14 protein-coding genes are annotated in these 12,663 nt (G+C 72.0%); 8 read left to right on the forward strand and 6 right to left on the reverse strand.

From position 1 onward, the window contains the following. Positions 1 to 66: 66 nt before the first annotated feature. The gene (locus AB0K05_RS28630) at positions 67 to 477 is read right to left on the reverse strand and encodes a DUF6463 family protein (protein WP_345483093.1); all 411 of its coding nucleotides are present in this window, start codon (positions 475 to 477) and stop codon (positions 67 to 69) included. A gap of 123 nt (positions 478 to 600) precedes the next feature. Between AB0K05_RS28630 and cpt the strand changes: the two genes are divergently transcribed. Beyond that, positions 601 to 1,137, forward strand: a complete 537-nt coding sequence (gene cpt / locus AB0K05_RS28635) for a chloramphenicol phosphotransferase CPT (RefSeq protein ID WP_271280035.1) — start codon at positions 601 to 603, stop codon at positions 1,135 to 1,137. 38 nt (positions 1,138 to 1,175) lie between these two features. Next, complete coding sequence (locus tag AB0K05_RS28640) at positions 1,176 to 1,457, forward strand: hypothetical protein (protein ID WP_219546179.1); 282 nt, start codon at positions 1,176 to 1,178, stop codon at positions 1,455 to 1,457. Here AB0K05_RS28640 and AB0K05_RS28645 read toward each other — a convergent pair whose 3' ends face one another. Both AB0K05_RS28645 and AB0K05_RS28650 read right to left on the reverse strand, forming a co-directional pair. Continuing rightward, a complete protein-coding gene (locus AB0K05_RS28645; RefSeq protein WP_364233090.1) occupies positions 1,458 to 2,906 on the reverse strand; it encodes a sigma-70 family RNA polymerase sigma factor in 1,449 nt (482 codons plus the stop codon). It abuts the gene before it with no gap. Beyond that, complete coding sequence (locus AB0K05_RS28650; RefSeq protein WP_364233093.1) at positions 2,907 to 4,634, reverse strand: ricin-type beta-trefoil lectin domain protein; 1,728 nt, start codon at positions 4,632 to 4,634, stop codon at positions 2,907 to 2,909. It lies immediately after the preceding gene. A gap of 132 nt (positions 4,635 to 4,766) precedes the next feature. Between AB0K05_RS28650 and AB0K05_RS28655 the strand changes: the two genes are divergently transcribed. Next, entirely contained in the window at positions 4,767 to 5,336 is a 570-nt protein-coding gene (locus tag AB0K05_RS28655) for a sigma-70 family RNA polymerase sigma factor (protein ID WP_364233096.1), read from the forward strand. After that, positions 5,333 to 6,190: a hypothetical protein gene (locus AB0K05_RS28660; protein ID WP_364233098.1), complete on the forward strand. Its 858-nt coding sequence runs from the start codon at positions 5,333 to 5,335 to the stop codon at positions 6,188 to 6,190. The genes AB0K05_RS28655 and AB0K05_RS28660 overlap by 4 nt, the downstream gene beginning before the upstream one ends. Here the strand turns inward: AB0K05_RS28660 and AB0K05_RS28665 are convergent. After that, positions 6,163 to 7,206: an alpha/beta hydrolase-fold protein gene (locus AB0K05_RS28665; protein ID WP_271280040.1), complete on the reverse strand. Its 1,044-nt coding sequence runs from the start codon at positions 7,204 to 7,206 to the stop codon at positions 6,163 to 6,165. The genes AB0K05_RS28660 and AB0K05_RS28665 overlap by 28 nt on opposite strands. A gap of 83 nt (positions 7,207 to 7,289) precedes the next feature. Next, complete coding sequence (locus AB0K05_RS28670) at positions 7,290 to 8,042, reverse strand: class I SAM-dependent methyltransferase (protein ID WP_271280041.1); 753 nt, start codon at positions 8,040 to 8,042, stop codon at positions 7,290 to 7,292. 73 nt (positions 8,043 to 8,115) lie between these two features. Between AB0K05_RS28670 and AB0K05_RS28675 the strand changes: the two genes are divergently transcribed. Next, positions 8,116 to 8,685, forward strand: a complete 570-nt coding sequence (locus AB0K05_RS28675; RefSeq protein WP_148036716.1) for a CGNR zinc finger domain-containing protein — start codon at positions 8,116 to 8,118, stop codon at positions 8,683 to 8,685. Between the two features lie 95 nt (positions 8,686 to 8,780). Then, complete coding sequence (locus tag AB0K05_RS28680; RefSeq protein WP_219546184.1) at positions 8,781 to 8,948, forward strand: hypothetical protein; 168 nt, start codon at positions 8,781 to 8,783, stop codon at positions 8,946 to 8,948. Between the two features lie 118 nt (positions 8,949 to 9,066). Here the strand turns inward: AB0K05_RS28680 and AB0K05_RS28685 are convergent, their stop codons facing one another. Further along, on the reverse strand, positions 9,067 to 9,384 hold the full coding sequence (locus tag AB0K05_RS28685; protein WP_148036718.1) for a hypothetical protein: 318 nt from the start codon (positions 9,382 to 9,384) through the stop codon (positions 9,067 to 9,069). Between the two features lie 371 nt (positions 9,385 to 9,755). Here AB0K05_RS28685 and AB0K05_RS28690 point away from each other — a divergent pair, with 371 nt between their 5' ends. Both AB0K05_RS28690 and AB0K05_RS28695 read left to right on the forward strand, forming a co-directional pair. Then, positions 9,756 to 11,564 carry a glycosyltransferase family 2 protein gene (locus tag AB0K05_RS28690; RefSeq protein WP_345483095.1) on the forward strand — a complete coding sequence of 603 codons (1,809 nt, stop codon included), beginning with the start codon at positions 9,756 to 9,758 and terminating at the stop codon, positions 11,562 to 11,564. Between the two features lie 73 nt (positions 11,565 to 11,637). After that, positions 11,638 to 12,657, forward strand: coding sequence for an energy-coupling factor ABC transporter permease (locus AB0K05_RS28695; protein WP_271278943.1), 1,020 nt, complete (start codon positions 11,638 to 11,640; stop codon positions 12,655 to 12,657). Positions 12,658 to 12,663 lie beyond the last annotated feature (6 nt).

Consider the following 12,663-nt stretch of genomic DNA (forward strand, 5'->3'; position numbering starts at 1 on the left):
GCCAGAGTCCCGGTCGCCGGCCGCGGCCGCATTGCCGCGCACCCCCGTCTTGCGGTAGGGCCGGCCCTACCGCCTGGCGGTGAGGTTCGCCGTGATGAGCAGGCCGGCGGGGACGGCCGTGAGCAGGAAACCGCTCGGTCCGATCAGGGTGACGGCCAGGGCTCCCCAGGCGAGGCTCGCCCAGCCGACATATCCGGGTACGTGTTGTCCCTGCCGTCCCAACCGTGCCACCAGGAGTCCCAGCAGGGCGAGGACCACGACGAATCCGCCCGGCAGTGCCCAGAAGATCGCCAGGGAGTCGGCGTCGGCGACCCCGTCGCGGAGGTCTCCGGCGAGCCAGCTGGACCAGGGGGCGAGGAGGGCGAAGACGGCGGTGTGCGCCACGGCGATCATGATCATGCTTCGGCCGGCCCAGATGGTGAGCCGGCTGGGGGGTGCGGACAATGCGGGCTGGTAGGTCGCAGGTGTGGTGCTCATGGGTACGAGCTTTCCGGGGACGAGGTCCGGCGCCCTCCCCCGTGCGAGGGAGGCGGCTCCCTCGCCAGTGGGGGAACGGGAAAACCGGTTGGGGCGTGCGGGGCGGGCCTCTAGGGTGGCGCGGTGACAACTCAGGTGATCGTGCTGAACGGTGGCTCCAGTTCGGGCAAGTCCGGGATCGCCCGGTGCTTGCAGGCGGTGCTGCCGGATCCTTGGCTCGCTTTCTCGGTGGACGACCTGGTCGACGCGATGCCCGCGGCCATGCGGGCGTCGGAGGAGGGGATCGAGTTCGCTCCCGACGGCCAGGTGATCGTGGGGCCGGAGTTCCGGGCGCTGGACGAGGCGTGGACCGCGGGGATCGCGGCGATGGCCCGCGCGGGTGCCCGGATCGTCGTGGATGACGTGTTCCTCGGCGGGGCGGGGTCCCAGCAGCGGTGGGAGAAGGCTCTCGCCGGGCTGGACGTGCTGTGGGTCGGTGTGCGGTGCGACAGCGAGGTCGCCGCGGGGCGCGAGATCGCCCGGGGTGACCGGACCGAGGGGATGGCCGCGTTGCAGGCTGAGGTGGTTCACGAGGGCGTGGTCTACGACCTGGTGGTGGACACCACGCATAGCGAGTCGTTGGAGTGCGCGCGGCAGATCGCCGGGCGGGTGCGCCAGTAAGAGCGACGTTGTACGGTGCGGTTGGAGGTGGGGAGCCCATGGCGGACGAGCAGATCAGGACGATCGGCGGATGCCACATGTGCAAGCGCACCTTCAGCTTCGTTCCCGCGCAGGTCATGACGGTCATGATGGATCCCGAGACCCGCCTGCCGCTGGGCATGACGGTGTCAGGCGCCTTCCGTGAGCCGACGCCGGAGGCGACCGCGAGAGCGGTCGAGGCGTACGTCTGCCCCGACTGCGTCGACAAGGTGAAGCAGCTGAAGGAGTTCATGGACAGGCCCGCCCCTCCCTTCGGCACCTGGCAGAGGGGCAATCCCTGATCACACCAGGGTGATGCGCTGGTCGGCGGAGTCGGTGTAGGCGCCGTAGAGGATGAACGCGGTGGGGGGGCGCTTGCCGCCGAACTCCTTGCCGATCGACAGGGCCATGCCGGTGGAGACGTTGACCAGGCGGGGCACGCCGTCGCTGAAGGTGGGTCTGTTCCAGCGCTGGGCCGGGGCGGCCGAGCAGGGGGTGAGCTGGACGGTACGGATGCCGCCGCCGTTGAAGGAGACCGTGTCGTACTTGGCGCCGGCTGTCAGGCATCGCCCGGTCACGGCGTTGACGAGCTGGAACCGGGACGCGTCGCCCTTGACCCGCCAGGCTGTCCCCGGGTCGGTGCAGCTCAGTGCCGCGACCTGGGTCCCTTTCGTGCCGACGCACCGGCCCGCGTAGCTGATCCGGGTGTCGGCGACCGCTGCCGGGGTGGGCTTACGGGTCTTCGAAGGTGAAGGCGAAGGTGAAGGCGAAAGCGAGGACGAAGGCGAGGGCGAAGGCGAAGGGGAGCCGGAGGGCGAGGCAGAGGGGGAGCCGGAGGGCGAGCGCGTGGGAGTGGGAGTGGAGGAGGTGGGCGGGGCGGCCGCGGGCGGGGGTGAGGGCTCCGGTGGCAGGGTGAAGACGATCGCGGCGGTGATCACGGTCGCCGCCGTCGCCGGGATCGCCCACCCCAGCATCCCCATGGAGGCGCTCTTCGAGGCGGCGGCCTTGCCCAGCCCTTCCACGGCGAACGGCAGCAGTGCGATGGGCAGCGCGGCCCGCAGCGTGGCGTTGAGGTCGAGCAACCGGCTGTGCGCACGCGCGCAGTTCGGGCAGGAGTCGAGGTGCGCGCGCAGGGCCCGGGGGAGGCGGCCGCTCTTCTTGCGTACGGCCGCCGCCAGCGGGTCGGCGTACTTGCGGCAGTCGCCCGAGGCACCCGCGACGTGGGCGGCCAGGTACGCCTTGCGCAGGCCCTCGCGGGCGCGGAAGGCGAGCACGCCCACGTTGCCGGGGGTGGTGCCGAGGATCTCCGCGACCTGCTCGGGCCGCTCGTCCTCGATCACGGTGTGCCACAGCACGGTCTGCCAGCGCGGCGGCAGCGACCGGTACGCGCGGGTGACGAGATCGTCGGGCGGCTCGGGCTCGGCCACGGTCAGCTCGTCGTCCCGGAACTCGGGGGTGAGGACCCGCCGCTGATCGGTGCGCGCCCATTCGGCCGCGGTGTTGCGGGCGACCGCGTACAGGTAGGGGCGCCACGCGCCGGACGGGCCGGCCTCGCCGCCGCGGACGGTTCGCAGGGTGCGGGTGAACGCCTCGCTGGCCAGGTCCTCGGCGATGTGCGGGTCCTGGCACAGGCGGCGGGCGAAGGCGAGGACGGCGGCGTGGTGCCGCTCGTACAGCTCGGCCACGGCACGGCTGTCTCCGGCCCTGACCAGCTTGGTCAGGGCCGCGTCCTCGCGCTGCGAATCTTCCACTTACCTGATCGTGAACGTGAGCGACCTGCTCGGGTGCGCGGTCTTGGCGTGCACGCGGGTGTGCCCGGCGCCGACGAGCCGGGTGGCCCTGGTGGCGGCGATCTTCAGGGTAATGGTCCCGTTCTGCTGGGTTTCAACCACCCACTGCTGCCTCGTGCTCGTCTTGCCGCACCTGGTCAGGACGACCGAGCGCAGGCCCCTGCGGGCCGAGCCGAGGGTCAGGCAACGGCCCTGGTTACGGATCTGCACGGCCTCGCCGGTGGTCGGCACCAGCCGCCAGTTCGCCGCCCGGCACGAGCCCAGGCGCACGTTCGTACGGAAGGAGGTCAGGCAGCGACCCGACGCGCTCTCGATGCGGATGTTGCGCGACACCGGCAGCGACGTCCGCGTCGGGCGAGGGGTGGGGTTCGCGGTCGCGCTCTTGGTCGCGGTCGGGGCCGGGGCCGGGGCGGCCGTCTTGGTCGGGGCCGGGGCGGGCGAGGAGCCGGTGCGCAGGTACTCGGCCACCATCTGGGTGCCGCCGCCGCGGACCACCTTCGCTCCGGCGCCGTCCTTCACGCCCTGGACGGTGAGCTTCGCGCCGGACTTCCCGCCGGAGCGGTTGAAGAAGTTGGTCTTGTCCTGGTCGGCGTCCGGGATCCACTGCTGCGACTTCTGCTTCGCCACGCACGGCGCGGTGATCACCGGGACGGCGTCCTTGTCCTTGGCGGTGAGCTGCAGGCACCGGCCGGTTCCGGCGTTGCGGATCGTCAGGTAGCCCTGGGTGTCGATGCTCCGCCGCCAGACCTGCTTGTCACTGTTCGAGCACTCCGCCTGCGTCACCTGCTGGGCGCCGCCGTCGAGGCACAGCCCGCTCTCCACGACGCGCATCCGGAAGTCCGCCGCCGGGGTCGGCTGATCCTTGATCAGGTACGGGCTGAACGCGACGTTCCTGTTCTCGGCCAGCGGCTCCCCGGCCGGCTGCGAGGCCCTGGTGGGCTCGAAGTAGCGGAACTTGTCCGTACGGCACGAGTCGAGGTGGTAGTTGGACGCGGTGTCGGCGGTGCACTCGGGCCTGCTGCCCATGTTGCGGCAGACCGGGTCGTCGCCGTTGCCTGCGGACGTGCCGTCCACGTTGCAGTGGCCGAGCCCGAAGCCGTGGATCATCTCGTGGGTGAACCCGGCCTCGCTCCAGCACCAGCGCGGCAGGATGACGCCGCCGGTGCTGAGCCCGGCGTCCGCGCCGCCGCCCGTGCAGGAGTTGGTGATCTCGTTGTCGCGGACGAAGAACATGAGCTTCACCCGCTTGGTCGCCACGAGCTCACGCACCCGCGCGGGCTGGCCGGCGAGGTTCTCCGAGAACGCCGTGCCCAGCTCGGCCCGGTTGCGGCCCTTCACGAAGGGGATCTGGGCCACGATCGGACGGCAGTCGCCGTCCTGGACGTACCTGATCCGCAGCGAGCCTCCGAACCGGCGGGCGCTCGCGTCGAAGGTCTGGTCGGTCTCCCACAGCGTCCGCTCGACCGATGCGAGCTCGGTGGCGTACTGGCTCTGGCCCGGCTGGTGGGCGTAGACCGGAAGCACCCATCCCTTCCCCGCGGCGTCCGTGGCGTCGCAGGCGAACCCGGGCGTGGCGGCCTTGGGCGCCGCCTGCGTGGTCGCGGACGCGACCGGCGCCGTCCCGACCAGGACGCTCGCGGCCACCGTGGCTATGAGTGACAACGCGAGCGTCAGTCTGTTCCTGCTCATGAGAACTCCTCTCGTTCACTAGAGAGGAGTGGGTGCACCGCTGTGGATTACGCGGTTTCGGAAATCCCGATGTAATGCCGGGCGGCCCTCATGCACAAGAAGGGGAAAACCCCGACAAGAAGGCGCACCTGGATGGCAGGCACTACCGATGACCTCCGGCGGATCGCGCGTGATCCGGCCGCGTTCGAGGTCTTCTACCGAAGACACGCCGAGTCCGTCAGCCGGTTCGTGGCCAGGAGAGTCACGGATCCGCACACGGTGGACGACGTGACGACCGAGGTCTTCCTGGCGGCGATCGACACGGCGGGCAGCTACCGGCCGGAGCGGGGCAGCGAGGTGGCCTGGCTGTTCGGGATCGCCAGGAACGTGGTGGCGATCGAGCAGCGCAGGGCCGCGCGCGAGCTGCACAAGACAGGGCGGGCGGCGGGCCGGAGGGACCTGGGCGCCGACGACATCGCCAGGCTGGAGGAGCGGATCGACGCGGAGCGGGCCGCGCGCCCGCTGGTGGCGGCCATCGCGGCCCTGCCGAAGAGCCTGCGGGCCATCGCCGAGCTGGTGGACGCCGACGGGATCCCGGTGGCCGACGCCGCCGCCGCGCTGGGCATCCGGCTCGGCACGGCGCGGGTCCGGCTGCATCGCGCGCGCCGCCTGCTCAGGGACGCCACCCTCCCCGATCTCGCCACGAGCATGGAAGGATCATGATGAGCGCACCACTCGCCGGTTTCGAGGAGCGGCGGCTCGCCGAGCTCAAGGAGTACGTGGCGGCGCGGGCGAGGCGGCGGCCACGCCCACGTCTCCTGCTGGCGGCGGCCGCCGCGGTGACCATGATGACGGCCGGCGGTGTCGCGGTGATGACGGCGGGCGGCGGCGACCCCGCGTACGCCGTCACCATGGGCTCCGACGGCGTCGTGGACGTGGTGGTCCGGGACTTCCGGGACACCGGCGGCCTGACCGAGCAGCTGCACGAGCTCGGGGTGCCGGCCATCGTGGACTATGTCCCGTACGGGATGATGTGCCGGGAGCCGCGGGCGGAGGTCGTCGAGCAGGTCCCCCCAGGGCTGTATCACGCGCCGACCACCATCCCGGGCGAGCGCGAGGGCTGGCAGATGCGGATCGACACCAAGCGGTTCGAGCCCGGCCAGACCTTCGTGTGGACGATGACCGTAAACCCGCGCGGTGCCAGCAGCACCAGCACCATCCTCATGCGCGATCCGGTCGCTCCGTGCGAGCTCGTCCCCGACGACAGGCGGGTCGAGCTCGATCCCGGGAAGCCGGCGACCGGGAAGGGCGGGCCGCTGGAGGGCGTGCGGGTCGAGGGGAAGACAGTGGCCGAACTCGATCGTGAGCTGAGGAAGCACGGGCTGCCCGTGATGGTCAACGTCATCCGGCCCGACCCCGACGCCCCGGAGGGCTTCGTCGTGTACGCGTACGAGCAGTCGGCGTACGAGGACGACTACGTGGTCTGGGCGGCGGACGTGGTCCATCACGGTGACGAGCAGGTGATCCGGCTGCTCGTCACCGAGAAGCGCTATCCGGAGAATCCGGTCAGACGGTGACACAGCCAGGCGAGGGCGAGCGGGTAGCGGTACTCGATGGCCATGTGGCCGGCGTCGAACAGCTCGAAGCGCACCCGGTCGTCGGGCACCCCCGCCGCCGCCACCGCCTCGCGGAAGGCGGTCGCGCCCAGGTCCAGGTACCACTCGTCGCGGGTGCCCGCGTCGATCCAGACGGCCCGCATCGAGCGCAGCGCCTCGGCGTACTCGGGGCGCCGCGCCATCCGTACCGGGTCCAGGGCCAGCCAGCGCTCCCACACCTCGGGGACGAGCGCGCCGTTGGCGTCGAACGGGATGCGCACCGTGCCGTCGTCGTCCGCCGAGTAGGCGCTCGCGTACGCGTAGATCTCCATGAGCTGCATGTCGCTGCTCCTGGTGCCGGGGATCCGGCCGCGGAAGTCGGCGAGGAACCGGTCGTACGAGCCCTCGTACAGGTCGCGCAGATCGCGGGCGCGGGCCGGGAACGTTGGCTGGTGGGCGGCCTCGAACAGGGCGTCGCCCGCGTGGGTGGCGAGCGCGCCGAACACGTCGGGCCGCAGCATGGCGTTGACCATGGCGCCGTAGCCGCCGCTGGACTTGCCGGTGATGGCCCGCGCGTCGCGTGCGGGGATCGTGCGGTAGCGGGCGTCGACCCAGCCGACCACGTCCTCGCACAGGTAGGTGTGGTAGCGGCCGGTGCCGGGCGAGTCCAGATACTGGCTGCCGCCGACGGACGTCCACGCGTCCACGTACACGACGATCGCGGGCGGCGCCTCGCCGCGCGCGAACATGGCGTCCGCCATCTCCGGGTACGGCCGGCGGAACGGGGTCCGGCCGGCCCACATCGTGAGCTGGCCGGTGTAGCCCTGGATCACGTAGACGGACGGGTAGCGCCTGTCGGTGTCGTCGTCGTACCCCGGAGGCAGGTAGACCCAGATCGGTCGTTCGTGCGGGTCGCCGAGCGGGTTGCCGCGCAGCGCCGGGCTGTCGATGACGGCGTGGTCCATCCGGCCGGCGAAATCGGGTGACCAGGGCAGCATGTGCGTCCTTCCGTGGGTGTCACAGAGTGAGCTCCACGAGGCCGGGATCGGACCCGGCCCCGGCCGTGCGGACTTCCGAGAGGTTAACGCACCGCGCAGAGCAGGCGGTTGTGGCCGCGCTGCCAGAGGGTGCCGACCTCGGCGAAGCCGGCCGCGCGCAGGGCGTCGGCGTGGTGGGACAGCAGGTGGGACTCCGAGCCGCGGTGGTCGGCCCCGGCGGTGGTGCGGGCGGTGTTCAGCTCCGCCAGGGCGGGGTCGGCGGCCACGGCGTCCCACCAGGTGCGCCAGTCCTCCGGCAGGTCGTCGCCGAAGACGCGGGCGGTCTGCTTGTCGTGCACGGCGCGCTCCAGGGCGGCCAGCGCGGGGGTGGCGTCGTCGGTGTCGAGGTGGTCGCCGTTGAGCAGCAGGCCGCCCGGGCGCAGGATGGACGCGACGTCCGCGTACATCGCCTTCAGCTCTTCCGGGTCGATCCAGTGCAGGGCGGTCGTGCTGACCGCGGCGTCGGCGGGGCCGTCCAGGCCGAGCGCGGCCGTCCAGCCGGGCTTGCGCAGGTCGGCGGAGACGAGGGTGAGGTGCGGGTAGGCGGCCCGGCCGAGGCCGAGCAGCAGCGGGTCGGCGTCCACGCCGACCACCCGCGCGCCGGGCAGACGCTCGACCAGGCGGGCCGCCAGCGAGCCGGGGCCGCAGCCGAGGTCGACGACCAGCGGGTCGGGGCGGCCCAGCGCCTCGACGGCGTCGATCATCGCGGTGAAGCGCTCCTCGCGGTCGGGCAGGTAGCCCTCCTGCTGGCGATCCCAGCGCGCCATCCAGGCGAGTGCGGCATCGTGGTCCAACACGACGATCCCCCTTGTGACTGTCTTGTAAGCTTTGGGCAGTTACAAACTAGAACGTAAGGGCGTAACTGGTCAAGTGGACTTCAACAGTCACGGCGATGCGGTGATCCGCGTGGCGGTGGGGCTGGTCAACAGCCTCACGCCGGGCGAGCGGCGCGGGCGGCCGGCCCCGCCGCCCGCCGGTCTGGCCGAGGCCGCGACCGAGGGCCTGCGTACGGGCTATCCGGGCCACAAGCCGGTCACCGAGGCCGAGGGGTCGGAGCTGGCCGAGGTCGCGCAGCGGCTGCGCGCGGTGTTCGAGGCCGTGGCGGCCGGCGACGTCGACGCCGCCGCGGAGCGGATCAATGCCCTGCTGGCGGAGACCGGCGCGCGGCCGATGCTGATGCGGCACGACGGCGAGCCGTGGCACCTGCACTACCACGGCCCCGGCGGCACCCTCGCGGGCGACTGGGCCGCGAGCTGCGCCACCGGGCTCGCGCACGTGCTCGGCAGCGAGTTCCACGACCGGCTCGGAGTCTGCACCGCGCCGCACTGCGATCGGGTGTACGTGGACGTCTCGCGCAACGGGACCCGGCGGTTCTGTTCCACGGCGTGCCAGAACCGGGTGAAGACGGCGGCCTTCAGAGCGCGGAGCAAGACCCCATAAGTCGGTAAATGTCGCCCTGACCTGCAAGATCTCCGGGAGTACCAGGATGCGAACCCAGCTCGCGGAGCCCGATGACGTGCCAGAATGTCAGCACTGTGATCTCCTCCCCGTCATTCCCCGTCGAGTTCGTCGGCCTCTCCAACGGCGACGTGCTGATGCTGCCCGCGGTCTGGCCCGTGCGCCTCACCCCGGAGCAGCAGGGTCAGCTCGTCGAGCGTCTGCAAGAGGCCGCCCGCCCCGACCTGCCCCGCGTCGAGGCATGAAAGCGCCCCCTACTCCAGCTCCCCGGGAGAGGACACCGGGGAGCTGGAGCCCGTTCATGCGGCGGCTAGCCGTTATGTCCTTTTGACGTCTCTCATCCCAGAAAAGTTCACAAGAAAATCAGGCCACACCGGTGAGGCCGGCGTGCCGGTCGGCTTCCATCTGCGCCTGGAGGATCGCCTGGCGCTCGGTGGTGATCCGGCGGCTGATGACCATGTACGCGTTCAGCACCTGGCAGTAGGAGCGGCGCGCCTGGTCGAGCTGCACGGTCAGCTCCAGCACCCGCTCGCCGTCGCCCGCCTGCTCGGCTTCCGACAGCAGCGTGCGCGCCTCGTCCACGATCTCCTCCGCCCGTTGCCGGGTGTGGCGGAGCAGCGCCGAGCATTCGTGGAGCTCCGTCAGCCTTGCCGAGGAGACGATGAATTCCGCTGTGTGCACGATCGACCCCTTGCCTGCCGTCCGCCTGCGCAGATCCGATCCCATCCCCGCCACCTCCACGTCAAGATTGCCTCACTGTAGACGCGCGCTCGGGCCCCGCCGATCATCCGGGAGGACCTGGAGGTACGGCACTGCTCCTCCGGGGAAGTTCTCTTCTCCCGCGGGGGATAACTGCGTCCCTGAAGCTGATTCGGTGCGGGTTATATGCCGTAATCGGTGACCTTACCTGCACAATTCTCAGAATGTGTCGGAATAGGCGCACTCTGCAAAAGGAAGGCATGAAGACCGCCGAATCCACCCACCCGCGCCGCGCGATGGTCACATACTGATACCGGTCAGGAGCACACGGTGACGACCCGCGGGAGGTTTCCATGGAGGTCGGCGGCGAAGTTCCGGTCGACGTCAGCATCGTGATCCCGGCCCGCGACTGCCGGCCCTATCTCGACCGGTGCCTCACGTCCGTGCTCGTCCAGCGGGTCGCCAAGGAGATCGTGGTCGTCGACGACGGCTCCACCGACGGCACCGCCGAGCTGCTCGGCCTCTACGCCGCCCACCACCGGGGCACGGTCAAGGTGGTCCAGGTGGAGAGCTCCGGCGGCGCCGGACGGCCGCGCAACGTCGGCCTCGGCCACGCGACCGGCCGCTACGTCTTCTTCTGCGACGCCGACGACTACCTCGGGCCCGGGGCGCTGGAGCACATGCTGTCCGCGGCCGACAGGAACGGCGCCGACATCGTGCTCGGCAAGATCGTCGGACACGGGCGGCGGGTCCCGGAGTCGATGTTCCAGCGCAACGCCGATCGGGCCGAGCTGGGCGAGAGCGCCGTCTACAACAGCCTGAGCTGTTTCAAGCTGTTCCGCCGGGACATGCTGGAGCGCCACCGCATCCGGTTCCGCGAGGGCGTGTTCGTCGGCGAGGACATCTACTTCACCGTGCACGCCTACTGCCACGCCGGGACGATCTCGGTGGTCGCCGACCACGACTGCTACCACCTGGTCGCCAGGCCCGACGGCAGCAGCGTCATGCAGCGTCCCGCCAGCCGCGACCCGCTCGCCTGGCTAGCCATGATCCACGAGCCGATCCGGCTCATGACCGACCACGTCCCGCCCGGCCCGCTCCGCGACCACCTGCTGGCCCGCCACTTCAAGCTCGACATCCTCGCCCAGCTCGGCCGGCCCTTCCTGGAGGCCGACGAGGTCAAGCGCAAGGACGTCGCCGTGGCGGTGGCCGCCCTGTGCGACCGGTGGCTCACGGACGGCGTGCGCGAGCGGCTGGGGAGCGCCGACCGGCAGCGGCTGGCCGCGCTCGGCGACGTGGAGCGGCTGGCCCTGCTGGCCGTCATCGAGGCGGCGCCCGTCGAGCGCCGGCTGACCGGGCTGTGCTGGGACGGCCGGACGCTGGTGGTGGCCTGCGAGGCCGCGCTGACGGGATGCGCCGAGCCCGACGGCGTCGCGCTGGTGCTGCGCACCCGGCACGAACCCCGGCGGGAGCTGGTCGTGCCGGCCGTCCGGTCCGGCGGCCGGTGGGTCGCCAGGGTCGACCCGGCGCTGCTGGATTCGGGCATCTGGGACCTGCGCGTGTCGGTCGAGCTGGCCGGGGTGACCCGCTCGGCCAGGCTGGGCGCCGACCGCGACACCGCCCTGGCCCGCCCGCCTGCCCGGCTGGTCGGCGAGGTCGCCGTGCTGCCGTACTTCACCCGCGATCACGACAACCTCAGCCTGGACGTCGGCGGGCACGCGGTCGGCGTGCCCGGCAGCGCGCGCCTGGTCGGCACCCGCTGGTCGCTCGGGCGGCGGCTGGTGCTCGACGGCGAGATCGCGGTGGCCGGGGCCGCGCCGCCGCCCGAGGCCGTGCGGCGGCTGGTGTGGCGCGAGCGCGGCAGCGGGAGCGAGCGGGCCGACCGGGTGGTCGGGCTGGCGGGCGGCGGCTTCGTGGCCAGGCCGGCGGTGGGGCGGTTCGGCCCCGGGGTCTGGGACGCCTATCTGGAGCTCGACCTGGGCGGGCCGCCCGCCAGGTTCAGGATCGAGGCCGGCGCGGAGTCGGTCGCCGGGCCCCGTCGCTGGCTGCTGGGCACCGAGCCGTGCGTCGCGCGCCCGTACGCGACCTCGAACAGGGGGCGGCTCAGCGCGGTCGTGCGGCGGCTGTCCGCGCGGGCGCTCCTGAAAAGAATCATGCGCTAATGCAATCCATATGCAACTGCACATCGATGACCTAAAGTGGGGGGTGTCCGGCCCCTCTGCTTGGAGGCTCGTCGTGCACGTACCCGATGGCTTTTTCACCGCCGCGGTGTCCGTCTCCGCGGGCGTGGTCGCGGCGGCCGGAGTGGCGGTCTGCCTGCGCGGCGCCCGCCGGGAGCTCGACGACCGGACGGCCCCGATGGCCGGGCTGGTCGCCGCCTTCGTCTTCGCCGTCCAGATGCTGAACTTCCCGGTCGCCGGCGGCACCAGCGGCCACCTGCTGGGCGGGGCGCTGGCGGCCATCCTGGCCGGACCCTTCACCGGGGTGCTCGCCATAGCCGTGGTCCTGCTGGTGCAGGCGCTGTTCTTCGCCGACGGCGGGCTGACCGCGCTGGGGGTCAACATCATCCTGATGGGCCTGGTCACGGTGCTGGTCGGCTGGGGCGTGTTCCGGCTGGTCACGCGGGTCGTGCCGGGGCGGGGCGGCGTGACCGCGGCGTCCTTCGCGGCGGCGCTGCTGTCGGTGCCCGCCTCCGCGCTGGTGTTCACGCTGCTGTTCTGGATCGGCGGCACCGCGCCGATCGACCTCGCGACCGTGGCCGCCGCGATGACCGGCGTGCACGTGCTGATCGGCGTCGGCGAGGGCCTGATCACCGCGCTGACCGTGGCCGCGGTGCTGTCCGTCCGTCCCGACCTGGTGTACGGGGCGCGCGAGCTGGCCGCGCCGCTGGTGCTGCGCGGCGCCGACGGGACCAGCACGGTCACCGGACGCGCGCCGGAGCCCGCGGCCGGGGTCGGAAGGCTGCCGTTCCTGCTCGGCGGGCTGGGGGTGTCGCTGCTGCTGGCCGGGATCGTGTCGTTCTTCGCCTCGCCGCACCCTGACGGGCTGGAGTCGGTCGCCGAGGAGCAGGGCTTCCTGGGGCAGGCGACCGACCACGTGTTCGGCGGGTTCGCGCTGGCCGACTACGGCGAGGTGGGCGGCATCCCGGTGGGCGTCGCGGGCATCGTCGGCGTCGCGCTGACGCTGATCGTGGCGGGCGTGACCGCCTACGCGGCACGGGCGCGCGGCCGGGCCTCGTCCGGCGAGAGGGTCTGAGCGGGC

The organism is Nonomuraea sp. NPDC049486 (genome assembly GCF_040676925.1).
Taxonomy (GTDB): Bacteria; Actinomycetota; Actinomycetes; order Streptosporangiales; family Streptosporangiaceae; genus Nonomuraea; species Nonomuraea ferruginea.